This window comes from Rhizobium sp. FG96, assembly GCF_057808655.1.
The window spans coordinates 39,563-61,981 of the sequence record NZ_JBMDIL010000023.1 but is presented as its reverse complement, the minus strand read 5'-3'; the positions used below and the strand labels follow the sequence as shown (position 1 = coordinate 61,981).

Here is a 22,419-nt window from a genome sequence, read left to right as displayed (position 1 = left end):
TTGAGGATGACATGAACAGCAAAGTTTCCATCAAATACGTAGAGTGGCGCGACGGCCGCCCGCGCTTCAAGCCCGGCAAGGGCCTGCAGCTGCTCGGATACAAGGCCCGCGACCTCAAGCACCCCGACGGCCGCTGGCTTACCCAGGGCGAAGCCGTCGACTGGTCCAACAATTTCCAGAAGATGAGAGAAGCCCAGGACCAGATCGCCGCCGGGAACGGCAAGCAGGTAGGCGTGGCCGCCGGCGCGATCGTCATTGCTCCCGTCAAGCCCAAGGGCACCTATCCGGTTTCGCAGCTCGCCGAAGACTGGCTCGCTAATCCTCGCCTGAAGCTGAAGTCGCCGAAGACGCTGAAGGACTACCGGCAGAAGATCGAGGTCATCGGCAAGCACGATCCGGACCTTTGGGCCAGCGAGGTTTCGTCGCTGGATTATCAGATCTGCTACGGGCTCTACGAAGAGCTGCTCGAAGAGCGCGGCGTGTCGACGGCCAAGGGCGCCATGGGCGCACTCGGGCGGGCGATCAAATGGGCGATGAAACGCGGCAAGGTGAAGATCCCCGTCAATCCTGCCCGCGATCTCGACATGGAGACGCCGGATCCTCGCGCCCGCTTTATCACGCCGCAGGAATTCAACATGCTGGTGTGGGCCGCCGAGAAGAAGGTGAAGCGCATCGATGCGGCCGACATGCTCTTTTGCGGCGTCTGGACCGGCCAGCGCCAGGCCGACCGGCTCGACCTGCTGAGAAGCGCGATCCGCAACGGCCGCTTCATCGTTCGCCAGGAGAAGACCGGCGCGATCATCAATCCGCCCGTTGCCAAGCCGTACCTCGCCCGGATCCTGGAAGGCTATCGCCGGCGCGAGCTCGCCAACGTCAAGAGCGAATACGTTCATCTTAACGAGAACACCTGGGAGCGGTGGAACCACTACACCTACCGGGCAATCTTCTCCGAGATCCGCTACGAGGCGGCCAAGAAGCTGGCGAGCTGCGCCACCATCATGGAGAAGGATCTGCGCGCCACGGCCGTCACCTGGCTGGCGCTCGCCGGCGCCACCATCCCCGAGATCTGCGCGATCACCGGCCACAGCCTGAAGACTGCGACCGAAATCCTGAAACACTATCTGGCGATCCATCCCGAAATGGCGACCACGGCGATTGGCAAGCTCGTCGACTGGGTCGACAGCGGCGCGCCGATCGACCTCGCGGTGTGATCATGCACGGCCTCAAGATCCGCTGCTGCCTTTGCGACAAGCTCGTCGATCAGACGATCATCGAGCACGACCCGGTCGATCATTCCTGGAAGATTGTCGCCAAGTGCCACGGCGATCGCGACGTGATGACCGTCGGCATGGAAGTCATTCGCGATCATAGAGACTTGGCGCAGCAGCTCCGCGGCCAGGAAGGCCGGGCATTCGACAGGCCGGCGCTGGCGCCGCCAAGCGAGCGTTTAATTTTTCGCCCCGATGATGAGGAGACAGCAAGTGAACGAGACGCAAGTCGCAATTGAGCGTGAACGCAGACAGCGCCAGCAGGACGCCCGGCCGGCGCTCCTGCGCGCAGCCTATGATGAGCACCAGGAAGCGCAGCTGCAGCTTGAGCAGAAGCTGCGCCGGCTATACCCGCCAGGCTCGGCGGTTGAATGGATGCGCGGCGAGTTCATTCAGTCCGGCGCCGTTGTTCGCCACGGCTACGGAACCGACCTGGTCGTTATGAACACCAGGAGCGGAAAGTCTGTGAAGATCACGGCCGGCGACATCCTTCGCGCTGCAGCGCAGCGGCGCAGTGAATTCAGGAAGTCCCTCGACCAGGTCGCGGAGGCGCGCCAGTGAAAGCGATCAAGCGGTGGCTGCGCCGGCTATGGGCAAAAATACAAGGCGACGAGGATCCGGGCGCCTACTACGACAGCGGCATGTGGAAGAGCAGGGGCGGGCGCGATGATGGCCGACCATGACGAGTTCTGCCCCTGCTTCCGAATGGGCGCCGCCGAGGACTTCTGCAATTGCGGCGCCGCGACGATCGCGAGCCGCCAGTCGCTCAACCCCGCCATGCTGCTCGGCCGGCCGACAGCGTCGGGGTGGCGGCGCAAGCGCGGTCTTGAGCGTCAGCCAGGCTGGCGCAGGCTCAACCGTCATACCCCGAAGAACGTTCACAAGTTCGCCACCACGAGGGTGAGCGACATCGGCAAGCTCCTGCAGGAGATCGAGATCCTCTACGGCGACGTTGATGAAACCATCGTCGCCTTCTGTGCCGAGATCCGCGAGCACGATCTGCCCGACCTGCAGGCCTACATCGACGAGCGCTTCAAGAGCGACCTAGAACTCGAAGGAGAACCACTATGATCCGGACACCGGAAGTCACATTGCGCGAGCGCCTGGTCGCTGCGATCGATGCCACCGAATGCAACAATCGCCAGCTTTGCCTCGGCCTGATGGGCTTGCTCGACGAGCTCGTGGAGCGCGACAATTACCTTGTGCCGCTGACGATCGGCGCCTGGCTCGACCACCGCGAGGCGGCGACGCGCAACCTGACGAAACCTGCAGGAAGCTGACGAGTTCCACGGAGCGGGCTAACTAAGTGACTGTTTTTGCTATGGTGACCAGTAACTTTTAATCAGTAGGTCTCGGGTTCGAACCCCGACGCTCTCACCACTTTCTCCCAGTGATTTTCCGATTTGAGCAACCGGCAAAGACTGTTCCCGTTGCCTGTCTCTGCCAACTCGAATCGGCATTCCCCCGCCTTTTCCAAGGCTTAGCGCCCGCCGCATTCCGCCTTTTGCGGAACAATCACATTTCCACCGCGTTAGCTGGCATCGACTGAATGATGTCATGCCCGGATCAGTATCCGGCTCAATATGCGGAGAATATAGTGAAGAAGCTTCTTGTTGCCTGTTTCATCGGTCTCGCCTCTATCACCGCGAGTGCCACGCCCTCCATGGCCGACAGTGTCACGGTGACGATCGGGGATAGTCATCATGGGGATCGCTGGAACCGCAGTCACCATAACGACTGGCGCCGCCATCACTACCGCTCGCGCCATCACGCGCGCCGCCACTGCAGTGTGAGGACCGTGCGCTACCATCGCCACGGCCGTGTGGTCTTCGCCAAGAAGCGCGTCTGCAGCTATTCACGCTGGTAATCGCCCGTGACTGAGGAAGAGCCCCGGTTCGCGCCGGGGCTTTGTCATGTCTGTGGGACGGCGTCGTTAATGCGGGATTAATCGCAATGATGCCATTGTTTCGATGTTTGAGTGCCACAGCGCGAAGCGCGGAAGCTCGACTGGAGAGACGATGAAGAAGATAACGAGTTCGATCTTGGCGGCGGTGATTGGTGCGAGCTGCCTGATTGCAGTGACGGACAACGCAGCCGCGGACGACTGGCGCCATCGGCGGCATTATGATCGCCACTATCACGACAATACCGGCGCAGCCATTGCCGGCGGCCTCGCTGCCGGCGTCATCGGCGGCATGATCGGCGGAGCCCTTGTCAACAACGGCCCGCGTTATGTCGAGCCGCCGCCACCTCCGCCGCCGCGTTGCTGGTTCGAGGACCGCCAGGTGGCCAACGCCTATGATGGCGGCTGGCATATGGAAAGCGTTCGCGTCTGCCGCTAAGGCCGGACGAGCCGCAAATGAAAAAGCGCGCCGTTGAGCGCGCTTTTTGTTTGCCGTCGATTATTGCCGTTCAGCGCCGCGGAAAGTCGTTCCAGTTGGATGCCCGTGCCTTGGCGACAATGGTCTGGGCCTCGCGGCCGAGGAACAATACGCTGAAGATTGCGACGATTGTGATGATATCCCACATGGCCTGACCCCTCGTTGGACGGGCCGTTCATCGGCAGCCGTCATGTTCCGGGTGCGACCGCCATCGCACTTGCGGATGGCCTTAATATGATCGAAGCCTAAGCTATCGCATATCGCGAGATTTGGGGATGCCCCGCCGCTAGCTTCGGCGAGGCACCGGCTCCTAGTCCGCCATCAACCCTTGAGCTTGGCATTGCAGAGGCTGTAATAGCCGCCGCCCTTCTGGATCCACTTCAGGCCGCCAAGCGAATTGTTGGCCTTGTCTTCGTTGTAGGCATCGACGCAGGTATGCATGCGGGCCTTGCCGGGCTTTTCGCTGGCATATTTCGTCGAGATTGCCGTCGGGAATTTCACGCCCGAGGGGGCAGCCACTGTCGGCTTTTCGGGCTCTTCATTGGTGTTGAGAGAAACGTCGGGCTCGGCGGTTGCGTCAGCGCCGCATTGAGCCTTGCGGAAGTCGTTCCACTTCACGCCTTTTGCCGAGCCGTCCGCCTGCGCGGACTTATACTTGGCGCTGCATTCTTTCATTGTCAGCGCCGAGGCCGGTGTTGCCATGAAGGCCGTGGCGCCGAGAAAAGCAAGCGAGGTAAGCAGAAGTGCACGATTGAGCATTGGTCCATCCTCCGATTGTACCGTGTGCCCGTAAACTATCGGACCGGATGAAATTCTCAGTCAACGCGGCAATTTATCTCACCAACTATAAGTATATTTCCATGATTACTTTCAGGTTGCATTCTGTTTCACGTTTTTCCGCTGGCCTTTCCATGATCGGCCGCCGCCCTAGATTGTAAATGCAGCGCGCAGGAGGGCTCTTTCGATGACCGGACATACGACTGACAGCAAGACCTCATCCCACAAGGTGATCCGCGGACGGCCCTACAGCATCGGCGAGTTCGCGCGCAAATACCGCCTCGACGATGACGAGGCGAAGCGGCTGTTCGACAAGTTCGGTCCCTCAGCCACGGAGCTCGACTTGCTGATGGCGGCAAAGCGCAGGCCGCCGCAGCCGACGCCCGGCCTCGGCATGTGAGCGCGCTGCGTAGCGGCGGCTGTCTCTGCGGCGCCGTCCGCTACGAGATCCGGGGCGAGCCTCTGAAATCCGGTCTTTGCCATTGTGCCGATTGCCGCAAGGAAAGCGGCTCGCTGTTCTCCGCCTATGCGATATGGCCGCGCGCCGCCCTGACTTATGCCGGTACCGTCTCCATGTTTGCCGGGCGCAGCTTCTGTCCGCATTGCGGCGGTCGCTTATTTTGCCTGACGGATGAGAAAGCCGAGCTGCGTCTCGGCTCGCTCGATGGTCCTCCTGTTGGTATCGAGCCGGCACAGGAGGTCTGGATCATCAGGCGCGAGCGCTGGCTGCATCCTGTCGCCGGCGCGGACCAGTTTCCGGGCGATCCGGTTTGAAAAGCGGAGTTTTATTACCAAGATTTAATTGCACAATGCCCGCTTTCCGTGCCAATGCGGCGCTATCGCTAATCTCCGGTTCATCTACCCTGTGACTATCTAGGGATGAACGGAGCAGGTGCTCCCATATCTCTGTTTGAGGATTTTATGAGCGATTCCGAAACTGGAACCGGCCCGAAGACATCGCCCGCCAAGCATGCCGAAAACGATCTCGCGGCCGTTCTCGCCGCATCCGGCAAGCGCCGCAAATCCGGCCGCTGGCGAGGGAGACTGCTTGCAGCCGCGGCGATCGTCATCATCGGTGGCGGCGCGGCCTATTACTATTCCGGCCGCGGCGGCAACGAATACAGCTATACGACCCAGCCGGTGAAGCGCGGCGACCTGACGGTGCTCGTCACAGCCACCGGTTCGGTGCAGCCGACGGAGCAGGTCGATATTTCGAGCGAGCTTTCCGGCACGGTGCGCGACGTCAATGTCGACTATAACAGCACCGTCAAGGCGGGCGACGTGCTTGCCGTCCTCGACACCAACAAGCTGGAAGCCGACGTCAAGAGCTCGCGCGCCAAGCTCGCTTCCGCGAAAGCCAATGTCACCAAGGCCGGTGCCGATCTCGAATCGGCGCGCACCTCGCTGGATCGCGTCAAAAACCTCGTGCAGAGCAACGTCACGACGCGCCAGAGCCTCGACGACGCGAGCTACAAGTTCGATTCCGCCGTCGCCACCAAAGAGATCAATGAAGCCGACGTGCTATCGTCGGAAGCCGATCTGCAGCTGGCGGAAGTCAATCTCGCCAAGGCGAAGATCGTCTCGCCGATCGATGGCGTCATCCTGACGCGTTCGGTCGATCCGGGCGCAACCGTTGCCGCGTCGCTCTCCGCACCGGTTCTGTTCGTCATCGGCGGAGACCTGAAGAAGATGGAGCTGCAGGTCGATGTCGATGAGGCCGATGTCGGCCAGATCGCCGTCGGCCAGAAGGCGACCTTCACCGTCGACGCCTATCCGGACCGCACGTTCCCCGCCGAGATCGAGCAGATCCGCTTTGCCTCGGAGACGACCAACAACGTCGTTACCTACAAGGCCGTCCTTTCTGTCGATAACGCGGACCTGCTGCTGCGCCCGGGCATGACGGCGACAGCCGACGTCACCGTCGAGGCCGTCAAGGACACGCTGATGGTGCCGAATGCGGCGCTGCGCTATGCGCCGCCAGAAACGGGCGCCGGCCGCAACCGCGGTATTTTCGGTCTCTTCCGTCCGCCCCGCATGGGACCGCGATCGGGCGCCGGTGGCGAAGCACTGACCGGCAACAAGCGCCGTGTCTGGGTACTGCGCGGCGAACGCCAGGTTCCGCTCGTCATCCAGGTGGGCTCGTCGGATGGCCAGTTCACGCAGGTGACGTTGGGTGAGATCAAGGACGGCGATGCGCTCGTGACCGACGCCACCGCCAGGACACGATAGGCGGGCGGATGATGAGCACTCCGCCGCTTCTGGAATTCCGGCAGGTGTCGAAGATCTACGGCGAGGGCGAGGCGGCGATCCGTGCCCTCGATCACGTCGATATGGCGATCGCCACGCATGAATTCGTCGCGATCATGGGTCCCTCGGGTTCCGGCAAGTCGACGGCGATGAACATTCTCGGCTGCCTCGATGTGCCGACTTCGGGCGACTATGTCTTCCAGGGCATCTCGACGCACGGGTTCGATCGCAGCCAGCTGACGCTGCTGCGCCGCCACATGCTGGGCTTCGTCTTCCAGGGCTTCAATCTTCTGTCGCGCACCTCGGCGCTCGAAAATGTCGAGCTGCCGCTGATCTATCGCGGCATGCATGCCGCAGAGCGCCACAAGCGCGCCCGCGAAGCGTTGAAGCTCGTCGGCCTGTCGGGCCGCGAACATCACAAGACGCAGGAGCTCTCCGGTGGCCAGCAGCAGCGCGTCGCAATCGCCCGCGCCATCGTCACCGAACCGGCACTGCTGCTCGCCGACGAGCCGACGGGCAATCTCGATACCAGGACCAGCATCGAGATCATGGATCTGATGACGCGTCTGAACCGGGAGCAGGGGATCACCATCGTCATGGTCACCCACGAGCCCGATATTGCCGGGTATGCCCAGCGCCTGCTGCGCTTCGTCGATGGCAAGCTGGAAGCCGAAGTGGCGCATAGGCAGGAGGCGAGCCATGTTTCTTGAGACGCTGAAGCTCGCGCTGCGCGCCATCACCCGCAACATGCTGCGCTCGTTTCTGACCGTGCTCGGCGTCGTCATCGGCGTTGCAGCCGTCATCGCGTTGGTGACGATCGGCAATGGCACGACGGCGCAGGTATCGGCCGAGCTCTCCCGGCTCGGCACCAACATGCTCTTTGCCCGGCCAGGCCAGTTCGGCCCCGGCCGCGCCAGCACCGAGGCCCGGCGCTTCACCGTCAAGGATGTCGATGCCATCAGAGATCAGGTGAGTGGCCTGCGCGCTGTCGCGCCGCTCAACCAGACGACGGCGACGGTCATCTATGGCGGCCAGAGCCATTCGACGAGCGTGATGGGCACGACCAACGACTATTTCATCGCCCAGGATTGGGACATGGCGCTCGGCCGTACTTTCGATGCCGCCGAGGAACGGGGCAGGGCGCGCTGTATCCTCGGCGAGACCGTGCGCTCGCAGCTTTTCGGCGGCGCCGACCCGACCGGCCAGCAGATCCGCGTCGGCAAGGTTTCCTGCAGCGTCATCGGCGTTCTCGCCAAGCGCGGTCAGTCGGGCATGGGTAATGACCAGGACGACGTGGTGATCATGCCGGTGAAGGTCTATCAGCGCCGTATCGGCGGCAAGGCCAATGCGAATGTGCAGATGATCGTCATCTCGGCGCGCGATGGTGTCGAGACCTCCAAGATCCAGGACGAGACCGAAAACCTGCTGCGCGAGCGCCGCAAGATCATTCCAGGCCGCGAGGACGATTTCAACGTCAACGACATGACACAGATCGCCGAAGCGATGACCGGAACGACGACGCTGCTGACCGGCCTGCTCGGCGCCGTCGCCGCCATCAGTCTGCTCGTCGGCGGCATCGGCATCATGAACATCATGCTGGTATCGGTGACCGAGCGAACCCGCGAGATCGGTATCCGCCTGGCGATCGGCGCGCTGGAGACGCAGGTCCTCATGCAGTTCCTCGTCGAGGCGGTGGCGCTGTCCTTGTTCGGCGGCATTACCGGTATCATGCTCGGCATGGGGATCGGTTTCGTTTCGGTGACGCTGCTGAAGGTGCCCTTCGTCGTCAGCCCGCTGATGATCGGCGTCGCCTTCGCCTTCTCGGCTGCGATCGGCATGATCTTCGGCTATTTTCCGGCCCGGCGTGCTGCCCAGCTGAACCCGATCGAGGCACTGCGTCACGAGTGACCTGAAGTCACCGCTCTTTGATATGTCATCCCTACACCCAACCTTGCCATTGCGCCGGATGCGTGTAAGGGATGATATATCAGTAAGTTGCGGCGGATCACCGAATGCAGAACTCGCAAAGTCACCAATCCTACCTGGCGCTTGAGCACGCGATCGTCACGCTCGCTGTGAAGCCCGGTGCCATGGTGACGGAGCGCCAGCTGATCGACATGACCGGGCACGGCCGCACGCCGGTGCGCGAGGCGATCCAGAAGCTCGCCTGGCAGGGCCTGATCATCGTGCGCCCACGCGTCGGCCTGCAGATTGCCGAGATCGGCCCTGACGACCACGCCAGCGTCATGCAGGTGCGCCGCGAGCTGGAGCCGATTGCCGCGGCCCTCGTTGCCGAGCACGCGAACGAGGATCAGCGCGAGGCGCTGGCCGGCTGCGAGAACGCCATGCGGGCCTGCGCCGATAGCGGCGATCTTGCTGCCTTCTTCGCTGCCGACAAGGCGTTCGACGAAGTGCTGGAGGAGGCCTGTCCCAACCAGTTCATCACCGCGGCGCTCGGCCCGGTGCAGACCCATTCGCGCCGCATCTGGTACTCGACCGCCAACCCGTCCCGCATGGAGCGCTCGATCGCGCTGCATGTCGCAACGATCGAGGCGATCCGCGAGGGACGCACCGACGCCGCCCGTGACACGATGACCGTACTCATCGACTATCTCAGCCAGAAATGAAAACGGCCCCGTTTCCGGAGCCGTTTGCAATCAGATTGTCTGGAACGATCAGCCTACAAAGGCGCGTTCGATGACGAACTCGGCCGGCTTGCTGTTGGCGCCTTCTTCCAGGCCCGCCTTTTCGAGCAGTTCCTTGGTGTCCTTCAGCATGGCCGAGGAGCCGCAGATCATGCCGCGGTCGATCGCCGGATCGATCGGCGGGATGCCGAGATCGGTGAACAGCTTCCCGGACTCGATGAGGTCGGTAATACGGCCGGTGCGCTCGAAATCCTCGCGGGTCACGGTCGCATAGTGGCGCAGCTTGTCGCCGACGATTTCGGCGAGCAGCTCGTCGTTGCGGATTTCGTCAACGAGGTCGAAGCCGTATTTCAGTTCGGCAACGTCACGCGTCGTATGGGTGAGGATGACTTCCTCGAACTTCTCATAGGTCTCGGGATCGCGGATCAGGCTGGCGAAGGGTGCTATGCCGGTGCCGGTCGAGAACATGTAGAGGCGCTTGCCGGGGGTCAGCGCGTCGAGGACCAGCGTGCCGGTCGGCTTTTTGCGCATCAGCACCTGGTCGCCAGGCTTGATGCCCTGCAGATGTGAGGTCAGCGGGCCATCCGGAACCTTGATCGAGAAGAATTCGAGCTCTTCGGCCCAGGCCGGGCTGGCGATCGAATAGGCGCGGAATACCGGCTTGCCCTCGACCATCAGGCCGATCATCGCGAACTCGCCCGAGCGGAAACGGAAGCCCTGCGGCCGGGTCATCGTGAAGCGGAAGAGCCGGTCGGTATAATGGGTCACGCTCAGCACCGTTTCGGCATAGACGTTTGCCGGAATGGAGGAGGCGAAATCTTCGGTCTTTGCAGGGGCGTTCATTTCGGTATGGGATCCCGTATTCATCGCACGAAAGTTCTATTGCGAGGCTGATATTACAAAACCACCGCAAATTAAAGGCAATCCATTCTCTGCCGCGTGTCAGCTGCGAAATATGCATGTCATTCTCATGATTCAATGCTCTGTGGGCTCTTTTCGCTTTTGATCTGGCGGAGCGGGGCAAAGGATGCATATTAGGGCCAAAACGCGCCCGGGAGTATCAGGGGGCGGCAGGCGCTACGGGGAAACATGAAGATTTTCAATTACAAGCGCGTACCCTACGCGGAGATGCGCGCCTTTTCCGTCCATATTCTGACGGCTTCCGGCTCCTTTCTGGCCTTCCTCGGCGTTGTGGCCGCCGCAGAGCATCGTTTCATCGACATGTTCTGGTGGCTGGGCCTGGCACTCCTCGTCGACGGCATCGACGGCCCGATCGCCCGTAAGGTGCGGGTCAAGGAAGTGCTGCCGAACTGGTCGGGCGACACGCTCGACAACATCATCGACTATGTCACCTACGTGCTGCTTCCGGCCTTCGCGCTCTATCAGAGCGGCATGATCGGCGAGCCCTGGTCCTTTGCCGCGGCCGGCATGATCGTCGTCTCGAGCGCCATCTATTATGCCGATATGGGCATGAAGACCGAGGAATACTTCTTCTCGGGCTTCCCCGTCGTTTGGAACATGATCGTCTTCACGCTCTTCGTCATGGATGCGAGCGCCATGACCGCGATGATCGTCGTCACGGTCTCGGTATTCCTGACGTTCCTGCCGATCAATTTCCTGCATCCGGTCCGCGTCAAGCGCCTGCGGCCGCTCAATCTCGGCGTCTTCTTCCTCTGGTCGGCGCTCGGCATCTATTCGCTGCTGATGCATTTCGACATGCCGCATTGGGCGGTTGTCCTCTTCATCATCAGCGGTATCTATCTCTACTGCATCGGCGCCGTGCTGCAGTTCTTCCCGGCGCTTGGAAAGAGCGAATAGGACAGGCGCAATGGCAAAGACGCAGGCAGTCGCATTCACCCGCAATGGCGGCCCGGAGGTTCTTGACTATGTGGATGTCGATCTGCCGCCGCCCGGCGCCGGCGAGGTGCAGCTGAAACATGCTGCGATCGGCCTGAACTTCATCGACGTCTATTTCCGCGACGGCACCTACAAGGCGCCGCATCTGCCCTTCGTCACCGGCAAGGAAGCCTCCGGCACCATCACCGCTGTCGGCCCGGGCGTGACCGGCTTTGCCGTCGGCGACCGGGTTGCCTATGCCAGCGCCGATGGCGCCTATAGCGTCGAGCGCAACATCGACACCAAGCATCTGGTCAAGGTGCCTGACGGCATCAGTCTCGAAACCGCGGCCGCGATGATGCTGAAGGGCATGACGGCCGAGTATCTGCTGAACCGCACCTTGAAGGTCGGGCCGGAAACGGTTCTGCTGTTCCACGCCGCTGCCGGCGGCGTCGGCCTGATCGCCGGTCAGTGGGCGAGGGCGCTCGGCGCTACCGTCATCGGTACGGCGGGATCGGACGACAAGGTCAAGCTGGCGCTCGAGCACGGTTACGATCACGTCATCAACTACAGGACCGAAAACTTCGTCGAAAGGGTGAAGGAAATCACCGGCGGCAAGGGCGTCGATGTCGTCTATGACTCCATCGGCCGCGACACCTTCCCGCACTCGCTCGACTGCCTGAAACCGCGCGGTCTCTTCGCCTCCTTCGGTCAATCCTCTGGCGGCATTGAGAATTTCACGCTTGCCGCACTCGCCCAGCGCGGCTCGCTCTTCGCCACCCGGCCGACGCTCTTCAGCTATATTGCGACACCGCAAGAGCTTAAGGATTGTGCAAACGCGCTATTTGCTGTTGTGCTGAGCAACAAAGTGCGTATCAATATCAATCAAACATATCCGCTACGTGAGGTGGGACGGGCTCACACGGATCTGGAAGCAAGAAAAACGACTGGAACTACGCTGCTGATCCCATAGAGATTCCGTGAAAAAGGACGGATCGGCAGAGAGAAATGAGGGGAACGTGTCGTCATCCAATGCGCCGTCGTCGGGTGCGTTACTGTCGGTCCAGAAGCTGACCAAGCATTTCGGCAGCTTTGCTGCCTGCAATGAAATCGACCTCGATATAGCCCCCGGCGAAATCCACGCTCTGCTTGGAGAAAACGGTGCGGGAAAATCGACCCTGGTGAAAATGCTGTTCGGCGTGCTGGAGCCGACGGCTGGTCACATCCTCTGGGAAGGCAAGCCCGTCACCATCGGCTCCCCCGGCGAGGCCCGCAATCTCGGCGTCGGCATGGTCTTCCAGCACTTTTCGCTGTTCGAAGCGCTGACCGTCGCCGAAAACATCGCTCTCTCGCTCGCTGACACCATTCCGATCGGCAAGATCGCCGAAGAGGCACGCACGCTGTCGCGCGCCTACGGCCTGCCGCTCGATCCGCATGCGCATGTGGCTGACCTCTCGGTCGGCGAACGCCAGCGTATCGAGATCGTCCGCGCGCTGCTGCAGAACCCGAAGCTGATCATCCTCGACGAGCCGACCTCGGTGCTGACGCCGCAGGAAGCCGACAAGCTGTTCGAGACGTTGTTCAAGCTGAAGGCCGAGGGCCGCTCCGTTCTCTATATCAGCCACCGTCTCGAGGAAGTGCAGCGCATCTGCGATCGTGCCACCGTTCTTCGCCACGGCAAGGTGACCGGCGCCTGCGATCCGAAGCAGGAAACGCCGGCGTCGCTGGCTCGCATGATGGTCGGCAGCGATGTCGCGGCCGTCACCCATCCAGATCGCGGCAACAAGGGCGAAGTCCAGCTTGCCGTGACCGGCCTTTCCGTCTCCGCGCGCACGCCCTTCGCCATGCCGCTGAAGGACGTTTCGCTTGCTGTCCGCTCCGGCGAAATCCTGGCGATCGCCGGTGTGGCCGGTAATGGTCAGAGCGAACTTTTCGATGCGCTCTCCGGCGAATATCCGGTTACCGAGCCGAACGCGGTGATGATCCGCGCCAAGCCGGTCGGTACGCTCGGCATCACCGCTCGCCGTCTTCTCGGCGCCGGCTTCGTCCCGGAAGAACGCCACGGCCACGCCGCTGTCTCGGCCATGAAGCTGTCGGACAATCTCGTCCTGGCGCGCAGCCAGTCGGATCGCAAGTCCTTCCTCGGCGGCGGCTTCCTCGGAGTGATCAAGCACGGTGCCGTCAAGACCGCTGCGCGTCGCATCTCCGAAGCCATGGATGTCCGCAAGAGCGGCGACGATCCGGCAGCCGGATCGCTCTCGGGCGGCAACCTGCAGAAATTCATCGTCGGCCGCGAGCTCGACCGCCAGCCGGCCGTCCTCGTCGTCAACCAGCCGACCTGGGGTGTCGATGCCGGTGCGGCAAGCCGCATCCGTCAGGCGCTCGTCGATCTGGCCCGCGCCGGTTCTGCCGTCGTCGTCATCAGCCAGGATCTCGATGAGATCTTCGAAGTCGCGACCGAGATCGCCGTCATCTCCGAAGGGCGTCTGTCGCCGCCATTCCCGTCGGGCGAACTGACCCGCGAAAAGATCGGCCTGCTCATGGGCGGCCTGCATGAAAGCAAGCCCGCTGCGGAGGCCGGACATGCGCATTGAACTCGAAAAGCGTCCGCAGGTCTCGAAGCTCTACGCCTTCGTCTCGCCGCTGCTCGCACTGGCCCTGACGCTGATTGCCGGCGCCATCATGTTCGCCATTCTCGGCAAGGACCCGATCGAGGCGCTCGACGCCTTCTTCATCGAGCCGCTGCTCGAAGTCTGGTCGCTGCATGAGCTGGCGATCAAGGCCGCACCGCTGATCCTGATCGCTGTCGGCCTGTCGGTCTGTTACCGTTCCAACAACTGGAACATCGGCGCCGAAGGCCAGTTCACGGTCGGGGCCATCACAGGCTCGATCCTGCCGATCGTCTTCACCGAATGGCATTCGCCGATGGTGCTGCCGCTGATGCTGATCATGGGCGCGATCGGCGGGGCGCTGTTTGCGGCGATCCCGGCACTGCTGAAAGCGCATTTCAACACCAACGAGATCCTGACCTCGCTGATGCTGGTCTATATCGCCCAGCTCTTTCTCGACTGGCTGATCCGTGGTCGCTGGCGCAATCCGCAGGGCTTCAACTTCCCTGAAAGCGTCGGCTTTCCGCCGGAAGCGACCTTGCCCGCGATCTGGGAGGAGTCCGGCCGCGCGCATTGGGCCTTCATCTTCGCGATCGTTGCCGCGATCCTCGTCTGGTTCATGATGAAATACACGCTGAAGGGCTTCGAGATCGTCGTCCTCGGGCAGTCGGAGCGGGCAGGGCGTTTTGCAGGCTTTTCCTCGAAGCGGATGATCTGGTTCGGCTTCCTGTTCTCAGGCGCTCTGGCCGGTCTCGCAGGCATTTCCGAAGTCTCCGGTTCGATCGGCCACCTGCAGCCGGCAATCTCGCCGGGTTACGGCTTTACCGCGATCATCGTCGCCTTCCTCGGCCGCCTCAATCCGCTCGGCATCATTCTGTCGGGTCTGGTGCTGGCGCTGACCTATCTCGGCGGCGAGGCAGCGCAGCTGTCGATCGGCGTCTCCGACAAGGTCACGCGCGTCTTCCAGGGCCTGCTGCTGTTCTTCGTGCTCTCCTGCGACACGCTCATCTACTACAAGATTCGCATCATCTGGTCGCGGGTCCGGGGAGGCGCGGCATGAGCATCTTCGAAGCAATCCTGCTGACGGTCATCACCGCCTCCACGCCGCTCGTCATCGCCGCACTTGGCGAACTCGTGGCCGAGCGGTCGGGCGTGCTCAACCTCGGCGTCGAGGGCATGATGATCATGGGTGCCGTCGCCGCCTTCGCTGGCGCGCAGATGAGTGGCTCGCCCTATATCGGCCTGATCTGCGGTATCGCCGCGGGCGCGCTGTTTTCGCTGCTCTTCGGCTTCCTGACGCTGACGCTGGTCGCAAACCAGGTGGCGACGGGTCTGGCGCTGACCATTCTCGGCCTCGGCGTGTCAGGCATGCTCGGCGAATCCTTCGTCAGCGTCCCCGGCATCCGGCTGAGCCCGATCGTCTTCCCGTTCCTGTCGGATATCCCGGTGATCGGCTCGGTGCTGTTCCGCCAGGACCTGACCTTCTACCTGTCGATCGCGCTCTTGGTCGGCGTCAGCTGGTTCCTGTTCCGCAGCCGTGCCGGGCTAAAGCTGCGCGCCATCGGCGACAATCACGCTTCGGCCCATGCGCTCGGCATCAATGTCATCCGCACCCGCTATCTGGCCGTCATCTTCGGCGGCGCCTGCGCCGGTCTTGCCGGCGCGCAGCTGTCGCTCGTCTATACGCCGCAATGGGTGGAGAACATGTCGTCGGGCCGCGGCTGGATCACGCTGGCACTCGTCGTCTTTGCCTCCTGGCGTCCGCTGCGTGTCTTCGCCGGCGGCTATCTGTTCGGCGCCGTCACCATTCTGCAGCTGCATGCCCAGGCCTTCGGCATCGGCATTCCGGCACAGTTCCTGTCGATGCTGCCCTATGCGGCCACTATTGTGGTTCTCATCATCATTTCTCATAATCGGCGCACGACGTTGATCAACACGCCCGCGTCGCTTGGAAAAGCCTTCGTACCGGAGCGATAGAAGAAAAAATCAGACGGGTTTCCGGAAATCTCTTCAAAACCAACAGGGGTCACCATGAAGAAAATAGCACTCGCACTCGCCGCATCGGCTGCCGCGCTGATCAGCGTCGGTTCCGCTCAGGCGGCGGACAAGACCAAGATCTGCTTCGTCTATGTCGGTTCGCACACCGACGGCGGCTACTCGCAGGCACACGATCTCGGCCGCCAGCAGATCCAGAAGGAATTCGGCGACAAGATCGAAACGCCTTACCTCGAAAACGTTCCGGAAGGCCCGGACGCCGAGCGCGCCATTGAGCGTCTCGCCCGTTCCGGCTGCAAGCTGATCTTCACGACCTCTTTCGGTTTCATGGACGCGACCGTCAAGGTTGCCGCCAAGTTCCCGAACGTGAAGTTCGAGCATGGCACCGGCTACAAGACCGGCCCGAATCTCGCGACCTACAACTCGCGCTTCTATGAAGGCCGCTACATCCTCGGCCAGATCGCTGCCAAGACCTCGAAGAACCACGGCGCTGCCTACATCGCCTCCTTCCCGATTCCTGAAGTCGTGATGGGCATCAACTCCTTCGAGCAGGGCGCCAAGTCCGTCGACCCGAGCTTCAAGCTGAAGGTCATCTGGGTCAATACCTGGTTCGACCCGGGCAAGGAAGCCGATGCCGCCAAGGCGATGATCGACCAGGGCGTCGACGTCCTGACGCAGCACACCGACACGACCGCGCCGATGCAGGTTGCCGAAGAGCGCGGCATTCACGCTTTCGGTCAGGCCTCCGACATGATCGCGGCCGGCCCGAAGGCACAGCTGACGGCGATCGTCGACACCTGGGGCAACTACTACTCCAAGCGCGTTCACGCGCTGCTCGACGGCACCTGGAAGTCCGAGCAAAGCTGGGATGGCCTGAAGGACGGCATCTTGAAGATGGCCGACTACACCAACATGCCTGACGACGTGAAGAAGATGGCGCAGGATACCGAAGCCAAGATCAAGTCCGGCGAACTGCATCCCTTCACCGGCCCGATCAACAAGCAGGACGGTACGCCCTGGCTGAAGGCCGGCGAGAAGGCTGATGACGGCACGCTGCTCGGCATGAACTTCTACGTCGAAGGCGTCGACGACAAGCTGCCGCAATAATATCCGGCCGCAACTTTTGCGATTGCGAAAGGCGCTCCGAAGGGGGCGCCTTTTTTGCTGCACTGCATGCTAGAATTACGATTTACAAAAGTAATACTATATGATTTTTTGACTCTCGTGCCGCGAGGAGGCGGCCTTTTGGGAGAGACAATCATGAAACTGAAAACTGCACTCTTGAGTGCCACGATTCTGGCTGCCTGCATGTTCGGTTCGGCCCAGGCCGCCGGTCTCGTTGTCGGCTTTTCGCAGATCGGCTCGGAATCGGGCTGGCGCGCTGCCGAAACGACCGTGACCAAGCAGCAGGCCGAGAAGCGCGGCATCGATCTCAAGTTCTCCGATGCTCAGCAGAAGCAGGAAAACCAGATCAAGGCGATCCGCTCCTTTATCGCCCAGGGCGTCAACGCCATCCTGCTCGCACCTGTTGTCGAAACCGGCTGGGATGCCGTCCTGAAGGAAGCCAAGGAAGCCGATATCCCGGTCATCCTGCTCGACCGCACGATCAAGGCGCCTGAGGATCTCTATCTCACCGCCGTGACCTCGGATCAGGTCCATGAAGGCAAGGTTGCCGGCGACTGGCTGGTCAAGACCGTCGGCGACAAGAAGTGCAACATCGTCGAGCTTCAGGGCACGACCGGTTCCTCGCCGGCGATCGCCCGCAAGAAGGGCTTCGAGGAAGCCATCAAGGGTCATGACAACCTGAAGATCGTCCGCAGCCAGACCGGCGACTTCACCCGCGCCAAGGGCAAGGAAGTCATGGAAAGCTTCCTGAAGGCCGAGAATGGCGGCAAGGATATCTGCGCCCTCTACGCCCATAACGACGACATGGCCGTCGGCGCCATCCAGGCGATCAAGGAAGCCGGCTTGAAGCCGGGCAAGGACATCCTGACGATCTCGATCGACTCCGTTCCGGATCTCTTCAAGGCGATGGCTGACGGCGAGGCGAACGCCACGGTCGAGCTGACGCCGAACATGGCCGGTCCGGCCTTCGATGCGCTCGATGCGTATCTGAAGGACAAGAAGGCACCGCCGAAGTGGATCCAGACGGAATCCAAGCTCTACACGCAGGCCGACGATCCGATGAAGGTCTACGAGGAGAAGAAGGGCCAGGGCTACTGATTTGACGCTGGAACCGCACCGGCCCATCATGGACCGGTGCGGGACTGCCTCTGCGTGCGGGACGTCATGTCCCGCATTTGCAACGGCATGACGGGGTGCATATCAGGAAACGGCCGGACCATGATTCACGATTTCGAGAACGTCCTCGTCGCATCAGGCATATCGAAATTCTTCCCCGGCGCAGTCGCGCTGGACAAGGTGGATTTCACTCTGCGCAAGGGCGAAGTGCATGCGCTGCTCGGCGAAAACGGAGCAGGCAAATCGACACTCATCAAATGCATGACAGGCGCCTATCGCCGTGACGGCGGCGGCCTGACGCTCGATGGCGGTGACATCGATCCGGGCGATACGCTCGCCGCCCAGCGGCTTGGCATCGGCACCGTCTACCAGGAGGTCAACCTCCTTCCCAATCTCAGCGTCGCCGAGAACCTGTTCCTCGGCCGCCAGCCGCGACGCTTCGGCATGGTCGATATCCGCACCATGAACCGGCAGGCGCGCGAGCTGCTCGCCCAATATGGGCTGACGATAGACGTGACCGCACAGCTCGACCGTTTCTCGGTCGCCGTGCAGCAGGTCATCGCCATCGCCCGCGCCGTTGATCTCTCCGGCAAGGTCCTTATCCTCGACGAGCCCACCGCCAGCCTCGATACGCAGGAAGTGGCGATGCTCTTCGGCATCATCAGAAACTTGAAGGAGAGGGGATTAGGCATTGTTTTCATTACGCACTTCCTGGAGCAGGTCTATGAGGTCAGCGACCGCATAACAGTTCTGCGCAACGGCCGCCTTGTCGGCACGCGCGATACCGCCGAGCTACCGCGTCAGGGCCTGATTGCCATGATGCTCGGCCGCGAGCTCGCCCATGCCGAGGAAGAGGCCAAGGAACGCAGCACCGAGGCCGGGGCGATGAAGTACCGCTTCGAAGGCTATGGCAAGCGCGGCAAGGTGAAGCCCTTCGATCTCGATGTCCGTGTCGGTGAGGTCGTCGGTGTCGCCGGCCTCCTGGGTTCCGGGCGCACGGAGACGGCCGAGCTGCTCTTCGGCATCGAGAATGCCGATAGCGGCAAGGCGGAGATCGACGGCAAGCCCGTTGCGCTCAACAGCCCGCGGGCGGCAATCCGCCAGGGCTTCGGCTTCTGCCCGGAGGACCGCAAGACAGATGGCATCATCGGCGACCTGTCGATCCGCGAGAATATCGCGCTGGCGCTGCAGGCCCGCCGCGGCTGGGCAAGGCCGCTCTCCCGCAGCGAACAGAACGCCCTGGCCGACCAGTACATCAAGGCGCTGGATATCCGCACCACCGACCGCGAGAAGCCGATCCGGCTCTTATCGGGCGGCAATCAGCAGAAGGCCATCCTGGCCCGCTGGCTCGCCACCAATCCAGACTTCCTGATCCTCGACGAACCGACCCGCGGCATCGATGTCGGGGCGCATGCCGAGATCATCCGGCTGATCGAGGAGCTCTGTGCCAAGGGCATGTCGCTGGTGGTGATTTCGTCGGAATTAGAAGAGCTTGTCGCCTATAGTTCACGTGTCATCGTACTTCGTGACCGCGAGCATATCGCTGAGCTTTCAGGCAATAGCATTACCGCCTCGGGCATCGTCGATGCCATCGCCGCGGCCGAGAAGAAGACGGAGGATGCATGAGTTCCTCACTTAAGGCGCTCGCCATCCGCCTGGCGCCGCAATTGATTGCGCTTGTTGTCATTCTTTCATTGAATTTCATCATGTTCCCGCAATTTTTTAACGTCGTTGTTCAAAGTGACCGGCTCTACGGCAGCCTCATTGACGTGCTGAACCGCGGCGCGCCCGTGGCGCTGCTGGCGATCGGCATGACGCTCGTCATCGCCACGAAGGGGATCGACCTCTCGGTCGGCGCCGTCATTGCCATCTGCGGCGCGGTCGCGGCCTCGTCGATCGTTTCCGGCAATTCGCTGGCCTATACGCTCGTCGTCACGCTTGCGGTCGGTTTGCTCTGTGGTGTCTGGAACGGCTTCCTCGTCGCCATCCTCAACATCCAGCCGATCATCGCCACGCTGGTGCTGATGGTCGCGGGCCGCGGCATCGCGCAGCTGATCACCGAAGGCGTGATCATGACCTTCAACGATCCAGGCCTGATCTTCTTCGGCAGCGGCTCCTTCGCCTATCTGCCGATGCCGGTGGTCATCTGGCTGCTCGTCGGCGCGATCGTCATACTGCTGGTGCGCCGAACAGCGCTCGGCATGCTGGTCGAGGCCGTCGGCATCAACAGACGCGCCAGCACGCTCTCGGGGGTTCGTACCCCGGTGCTGCTGATGGCCGTCTATATGCTGAGCGCGCTCTGCGCGGCGATCGCCGGCATCATCGTCGCCGCCGACATCAAGGGCGCCGATGCCAACAATGCCGGTCTGTGGCTGGAGCTCGACGCCATCCTGGCGGTGGTCGTCGGCGGCAACTCGCTGCTCGGCGGCCGCTTCAGCATCCTGGGGTCGCTGATCGGCGCGATGATCATTCAGGCGGTCAATACAGGTATCCTGCTTTCCGGCTTTCCGCCGGAGTTCAACCTGATCATCAAGGCGATCATCATCCTCGTCATTCTCATCATCCAGTCGCCGGCGCTGCAATCGGCAGCCGCCTTCTTCAGCCGCAAGCCGGCGGAGAGTGCGGGCGTGCGCGTGGAGCAGCCGAAATGAATTCCCGTTACCTGCCTCTGCTCGCCACGATCGTCATCTTCATCCTGTCCTATGCGGCCTGCGCGCTGCAATATCCGAACATGCTGTCGACCCGTGTCGCCGGTAATCTTCTGACCGACAACGCCTTCCTCGGCATTGCCGCCGTCGGCATGACTTTCGTCATCATCTCGGGCGGCATCGATCTGTCCATCGGTTCGGTGATCGCCTTCACCGGCGTCTTCCTCGCCGTCGTCCTGCGTGACACGACCGTTCATCCGCTGGTTGCCTTCGCCATGGTGCTCGTCATCACCACCGCCTTTGGCGGCCTGATGGGCGCGGTCATCCATTACCTGAAGATGCCGCCCTTCATCGTCACGCTCGCCGGCATGTTCCTGGCCCGCGGCATGTCCTACGTCCTGTCGATCGACAGCATCCCGATCGAGCACGAATACTACACGACGCTGACGGGCATCTATTACCGTCTGCCGGGCGGCGGACGCCTGACGCTGATCGGCGCCATCATGCTGATCGTCTTTGCGGCCGGCATCTTCCTCGCCCACCGCACTCGCTTCGGTACCAACGTCTACGCGCTCGGCGGCGGGGTTCAAACGGCAGAGTTGATGGGCGTTCCGGTGGCCAAGACCACTATCCAGATCTACGCGCTTTCGGGCTTTTTGGCGGGCCTATCCGGAATCGTTTTTTCTCTCTATACGTCGGCCGGTTATTCCCTTGCAGCGGTGGGCGTCGAGCTCGACGCCATCGCAGCGGTCGTCATCGGAGGGACGCTGCTGACTGGGGGTGCAGGATTCGTAGCGGGAACCTTTATCGGTCTCCTGATACAGGGGCTCATTCAGACATACATCACCTTCGACGGAACCCTGTCGAGCTGGTGGACGAAGATCTTGATCGGGCTTCTGCTCTTTGCATTCATCTTGATGCAGAAGGCCATTCTGTTCCTTTCCAGCCTGAACAAGAGGTATGCCTGACGGAGGACGTGTTGCTTGCGCAGCAGAATGCTTGATACCCGCAAGGCGGGACGGAAAACGCGGACGAGCCACGCGCAGGTCGTGGACGAGCTTGGCAGGGCCATGGTCGCCGGAACATATCCGGTCGGCTCCATTCTGCCTGGCGACGCGGAGCTCGCCCAGCGTTTCAAGGTATCGCGCACTGTTCTTCGCGAAACGATGAAGACGCTGGCCGCCAAGGGCATGGTCGTCGCCAAGGCCCGCGTCGGTACGCGTGTGACGGAGAAGAACCTCTGGAACATGTTCGACAGCGAGATCATCGCCTGGCATTTCGACAATGGCGTCACCGAAGAGTTCCTGCTGCAGCTCTACGATATCCGTCTGGCCTTCGAGCCCTTCGCCGCAGGCCTGGTGGCGGAACGCGCCACCGGCGACGATATCGCCCACCTCCGCGAACTGGCGCTTGTCATGGCCGAGCCCGGGCACACGACCGAAAGCCTGGCGCTCGCCGACCTTCGCTTTCACCTGGCGGTCGCCGATGCCTCGCACAATCCCTTCATGCGCACGCTCGGAAGCCTGATCGAGGCCGCACTCGTCGGCATGTTCCGCATCAGCACGCCGCCATCTCAGAACGGCTTTTCCAATATCGCCGACACCCATATGCGCATCGTCGATATGATCGCCGCCGGTGATGTCGCGGCTACCCGCAAGGCGATGGAAGACGTGATCATCGATGGGCGCGATCACGTCCATGAAGCCTTTCTGACGATCAGCCGCGTCTCGGCCTAGCGGCGTAAGCCGATTTTTCATCTTTGTCGCCGCTTC

Annotated in this window: 26 protein-coding genes; 24 read left to right on the top strand and 2 right to left on the bottom strand. The window is 61.9% G+C overall.

Annotated features, from left to right (window positions below):
- Positions 1-11 precede the first annotated feature (11 nt).
- From ACODR6_RS31260 to ACODR6_RS31230, 7 genes are all read left to right on the top strand, one after another.
- Positions 12-1,211 carry a tyrosine-type recombinase/integrase gene (locus tag ACODR6_RS31260; RefSeq protein ID WP_489026375.1) on the top strand — a complete coding sequence of 400 codons (1,200 nt, stop codon included), beginning with the start codon at positions 12-14 and terminating at the stop codon, positions 1,209-1,211.
- A gap of 2 nt (positions 1,212-1,213) precedes the next feature.
- Positions 1,214-1,507 (top strand): hypothetical protein, encoded by a 294-nt coding sequence (locus ACODR6_RS31255; RefSeq protein WP_489026373.1) that lies wholly within the window; start codon positions 1,214-1,216, stop codon positions 1,505-1,507.
- On the top strand, positions 1,482-1,829 hold the full coding sequence (locus tag ACODR6_RS31250; protein WP_489026371.1) for a hypothetical protein: 348 nt from the start codon (positions 1,482-1,484) through the stop codon (positions 1,827-1,829). The genes ACODR6_RS31255 and ACODR6_RS31250 overlap by 26 nt, the downstream gene beginning before the upstream one ends.
- A gap of 105 nt (positions 1,830-1,934) precedes the next feature.
- Positions 1,935-2,339 carry a hypothetical protein gene (locus ACODR6_RS31245; protein ID WP_489026369.1) on the top strand — a complete coding sequence of 135 codons (405 nt, stop codon included), beginning with the start codon at positions 1,935-1,937 and terminating at the stop codon, positions 2,337-2,339.
- A complete protein-coding gene (locus tag ACODR6_RS31240; RefSeq protein WP_489026367.1) occupies positions 2,336-2,548 on the top strand; it encodes a hypothetical protein in 213 nt (70 codons plus the stop codon). The genes ACODR6_RS31245 and ACODR6_RS31240 overlap by 4 nt, the downstream gene beginning before the upstream one ends.
- 317 nt (positions 2,549-2,865) lie before the next feature.
- Complete coding sequence (locus ACODR6_RS31235; protein ID WP_112711819.1) at positions 2,866-3,135, top strand: hypothetical protein; 270 nt, start codon at positions 2,866-2,868, stop codon at positions 3,133-3,135.
- Positions 3,136-3,286: 151 nt separating this feature from the next.
- Positions 3,287-3,610 carry a hypothetical protein gene (locus ACODR6_RS31230; protein WP_112711821.1) on the top strand — a complete coding sequence of 108 codons (324 nt, stop codon included), beginning with the start codon at positions 3,287-3,289 and terminating at the stop codon, positions 3,608-3,610.
- Between the two features lie 360 nt (positions 3,611-3,970).
- On the opposite strand, the gene ACODR6_RS31225 is transcribed toward ACODR6_RS31230, so the two are convergent.
- Entirely contained in the window at positions 3,971-4,408 is a 438-nt protein-coding gene (locus ACODR6_RS31225; RefSeq protein ID WP_112711823.1) for a hypothetical protein, read from the bottom strand.
- Positions 4,409-4,613: 205 nt separating this feature from the next.
- On the opposite strand from ACODR6_RS31225, the gene ACODR6_RS31220 reads away from it, so the two are divergent.
- The 6 genes from ACODR6_RS31220 to ACODR6_RS31195 all read left to right on the top strand — a co-directional run bounded on the left by ACODR6_RS31220 (position 4,614) and on the right by ACODR6_RS31195 (position 9,300).
- A complete protein-coding gene (locus ACODR6_RS31220; protein WP_112711825.1) occupies positions 4,614-4,826 on the top strand; it encodes a hypothetical protein in 213 nt (70 codons plus the stop codon).
- Positions 4,823-5,200: a GFA family protein gene (locus ACODR6_RS31215; RefSeq protein WP_489026365.1), complete on the top strand. Its 378-nt coding sequence runs from the start codon at positions 4,823-4,825 to the stop codon at positions 5,198-5,200. Before ACODR6_RS31220 ends, ACODR6_RS31215 begins: the two co-directional genes overlap by 4 nt.
- A 147-nt stretch (positions 5,201-5,347) precedes the next feature.
- Complete coding sequence (locus ACODR6_RS31210) at positions 5,348-6,655, top strand: efflux RND transporter periplasmic adaptor subunit (RefSeq protein WP_489026363.1); 1,308 nt, start codon at positions 5,348-5,350, stop codon at positions 6,653-6,655.
- Positions 6,656-6,666: 11 nt separating this feature from the next.
- A complete protein-coding gene (locus tag ACODR6_RS31205) occupies positions 6,667-7,383 on the top strand; it encodes an ABC transporter ATP-binding protein (RefSeq protein WP_489026361.1) in 717 nt (238 codons plus the stop codon).
- Positions 7,373-8,581 (top strand): ABC transporter permease, encoded by a 1,209-nt coding sequence (locus tag ACODR6_RS31200; protein WP_489026359.1) that lies wholly within the window; start codon positions 7,373-7,375, stop codon positions 8,579-8,581. Before ACODR6_RS31205 ends, ACODR6_RS31200 begins: the two co-directional genes overlap by 11 nt.
- Before the next feature lie 104 nt (positions 8,582-8,685).
- The gene (locus tag ACODR6_RS31195; RefSeq protein WP_112711831.1) at positions 8,686-9,300 is read left to right on the top strand and encodes a GntR family transcriptional regulator; all 615 of its coding nucleotides are present in this window, start codon (positions 8,686-8,688) and stop codon (positions 9,298-9,300) included.
- Between the two features lie 48 nt (positions 9,301-9,348).
- Here the strand turns inward: ACODR6_RS31195 and ACODR6_RS31190 are convergent, their stop codons facing one another.
- A complete protein-coding gene (locus tag ACODR6_RS31190; protein WP_203429983.1) occupies positions 9,349-10,161 on the bottom strand; it encodes a ferredoxin--NADP reductase in 813 nt (270 codons plus the stop codon).
- 246 nt (positions 10,162-10,407) lie between these two features.
- Here ACODR6_RS31190 and pcsA point away from each other — a divergent pair, with 246 nt between their 5' ends.
- From pcsA to ACODR6_RS31135, 11 genes are all read left to right on the top strand, one after another.
- Positions 10,408-11,136 (top strand): phosphatidylcholine synthase, encoded by a 729-nt coding sequence (gene pcsA / locus ACODR6_RS31185; RefSeq protein WP_112711833.1) that lies wholly within the window; start codon positions 10,408-10,410, stop codon positions 11,134-11,136.
- 10 nt (positions 11,137-11,146) lie between these two features.
- A complete protein-coding gene (locus ACODR6_RS31180; RefSeq protein WP_489026356.1) occupies positions 11,147-12,127 on the top strand; it encodes a quinone oxidoreductase family protein in 981 nt (326 codons plus the stop codon).
- Between the two features lie 46 nt (positions 12,128-12,173).
- Positions 12,174-13,748: an ABC transporter ATP-binding protein gene (locus tag ACODR6_RS31175; RefSeq protein WP_489026354.1), complete on the top strand. Its 1,575-nt coding sequence runs from the start codon at positions 12,174-12,176 to the stop codon at positions 13,746-13,748.
- A complete protein-coding gene (locus ACODR6_RS31170) occupies positions 13,738-14,823 on the top strand; it encodes an ABC transporter permease (protein ID WP_203428908.1) in 1,086 nt (361 codons plus the stop codon). The genes ACODR6_RS31175 and ACODR6_RS31170 overlap by 11 nt, the downstream gene beginning before the upstream one ends.
- On the top strand, positions 14,820-15,740 hold the full coding sequence (locus ACODR6_RS31165) for an ABC transporter permease (protein WP_112711841.1): 921 nt from the start codon (positions 14,820-14,822) through the stop codon (positions 15,738-15,740). Before ACODR6_RS31170 ends, ACODR6_RS31165 begins: the two co-directional genes overlap by 4 nt.
- Positions 15,741-15,794: 54 nt before the next feature.
- On the top strand, positions 15,795-16,865 hold the full coding sequence (locus ACODR6_RS31160; RefSeq protein ID WP_112711843.1) for a BMP family ABC transporter substrate-binding protein: 1,071 nt from the start codon (positions 15,795-15,797) through the stop codon (positions 16,863-16,865).
- 153 nt (positions 16,866-17,018) lie between these two features.
- Complete coding sequence (gene ytfQ, locus ACODR6_RS31155) at positions 17,019-17,981, top strand: galactofuranose ABC transporter, galactofuranose-binding protein YtfQ (protein WP_112711845.1); 963 nt, start codon at positions 17,019-17,021, stop codon at positions 17,979-17,981.
- Between the two features lie 120 nt (positions 17,982-18,101).
- Positions 18,102-19,625, top strand: coding sequence for a galactofuranose ABC transporter, ATP-binding protein YtfR (gene ytfR / locus ACODR6_RS31150; protein ID WP_489026351.1), 1,524 nt, complete (start codon positions 18,102-18,104; stop codon positions 19,623-19,625).
- Positions 19,622-20,650 carry an ABC transporter permease gene (locus ACODR6_RS31145; protein ID WP_489026350.1) on the top strand — a complete coding sequence of 343 codons (1,029 nt, stop codon included), beginning with the start codon at positions 19,622-19,624 and terminating at the stop codon, positions 20,648-20,650. Before ytfR ends, ACODR6_RS31145 begins: the two co-directional genes overlap by 4 nt.
- On the top strand, positions 20,647-21,615 hold the full coding sequence (gene yjfF, locus ACODR6_RS31140; protein WP_199629298.1) for a galactofuranose ABC transporter, permease protein YjfF: 969 nt from the start codon (positions 20,647-20,649) through the stop codon (positions 21,613-21,615). The genes ACODR6_RS31145 and yjfF overlap by 4 nt, the downstream gene beginning before the upstream one ends.
- 27 nt (positions 21,616-21,642) lie before the next feature.
- Positions 21,643-22,383, top strand: a complete 741-nt coding sequence (locus ACODR6_RS31135; protein ID WP_489026419.1) for a FadR/GntR family transcriptional regulator — start codon at positions 21,643-21,645, stop codon at positions 22,381-22,383.
- Positions 22,384-22,419 lie beyond the last annotated feature (36 nt).

Bases quoted from the DNA above. Each gene is read 5' to 3' on its own strand.
- ACODR6_RS31145 (WP_489026350.1), top strand. From the start codon at position 19,622: ATGAGTTCCTCACTTAAGGCGCTCGCCATCCGCCTGGCGCCGCAATTG.
- ACODR6_RS31245 (WP_489026369.1), top strand. From the start codon at position 1,935: ATGATGGCCGACCATGACGAGTTCTGCCCCTGCTTCCGAATGGGCGCC.
- pcsA (WP_112711833.1), top strand. From the start codon at position 10,408: ATGAAGATTTTCAATTACAAGCGCGTACCCTACGCGGAGATGCGCGCC.
- ACODR6_RS31135 (WP_489026419.1), top strand. From the start codon at position 21,643: ATGCTTGATACCCGCAAGGCGGGACGGAAAACGCGGACGAGCCACGCG.
- ACODR6_RS31240 (WP_489026367.1), top strand. From the start codon at position 2,336: ATGATCCGGACACCGGAAGTCACATTGCGCGAGCGCCTGGTCGCTGCG.
- ACODR6_RS31195 (WP_112711831.1), top strand. From the start codon at position 8,686: ATGCAGAACTCGCAAAGTCACCAATCCTACCTGGCGCTTGAGCACGCG.
- ACODR6_RS31200 (WP_489026359.1), top strand. From the start codon at position 7,373: ATGTTTCTTGAGACGCTGAAGCTCGCGCTGCGCGCCATCACCCGCAAC.
- ACODR6_RS31260 (WP_489026375.1), top strand. From the start codon at position 12: ATGAACAGCAAAGTTTCCATCAAATACGTAGAGTGGCGCGACGGCCGC.
- ytfQ (WP_112711845.1), top strand. From the start codon at position 17,019: ATGAAACTGAAAACTGCACTCTTGAGTGCCACGATTCTGGCTGCCTGC.
- yjfF (WP_199629298.1), top strand. From the start codon at position 20,647: ATGAATTCCCGTTACCTGCCTCTGCTCGCCACGATCGTCATCTTCATC.
- ACODR6_RS31160 (WP_112711843.1), top strand. From the start codon at position 15,795: ATGAAGAAAATAGCACTCGCACTCGCCGCATCGGCTGCCGCGCTGATC.
- ACODR6_RS31165 (WP_112711841.1), top strand. From the start codon at position 14,820: ATGAGCATCTTCGAAGCAATCCTGCTGACGGTCATCACCGCCTCCACG.
- ACODR6_RS31255 (WP_489026373.1), top strand. From the start codon at position 1,214: ATGCACGGCCTCAAGATCCGCTGCTGCCTTTGCGACAAGCTCGTCGAT.
- ytfR (WP_489026351.1), top strand. From the start codon at position 18,102: ATGATTCACGATTTCGAGAACGTCCTCGTCGCATCAGGCATATCGAAA.
- ACODR6_RS31220 (WP_112711825.1), top strand. From the start codon at position 4,614: ATGACCGGACATACGACTGACAGCAAGACCTCATCCCACAAGGTGATC.
- ACODR6_RS31205 (WP_489026361.1), top strand. From the start codon at position 6,667: ATGAGCACTCCGCCGCTTCTGGAATTCCGGCAGGTGTCGAAGATCTAC.
- ACODR6_RS31190 (WP_203429983.1), bottom strand. From the start codon at position 10,161: ATGAACGCCCCTGCAAAGACCGAAGATTTCGCCTCCTCCATTCCGGCA.
- ACODR6_RS31225 (WP_112711823.1), bottom strand. From the start codon at position 4,408: ATGCTCAATCGTGCACTTCTGCTTACCTCGCTTGCTTTTCTCGGCGCC.
- ACODR6_RS31170 (WP_203428908.1), top strand. From the start codon at position 13,738: ATGCGCATTGAACTCGAAAAGCGTCCGCAGGTCTCGAAGCTCTACGCC.
- ACODR6_RS31210 (WP_489026363.1), top strand. From the start codon at position 5,348: ATGAGCGATTCCGAAACTGGAACCGGCCCGAAGACATCGCCCGCCAAG.
- ACODR6_RS31180 (WP_489026356.1), top strand. From the start codon at position 11,147: ATGGCAAAGACGCAGGCAGTCGCATTCACCCGCAATGGCGGCCCGGAG.
- ACODR6_RS31230 (WP_112711821.1), top strand. From the start codon at position 3,287: ATGAAGAAGATAACGAGTTCGATCTTGGCGGCGGTGATTGGTGCGAGC.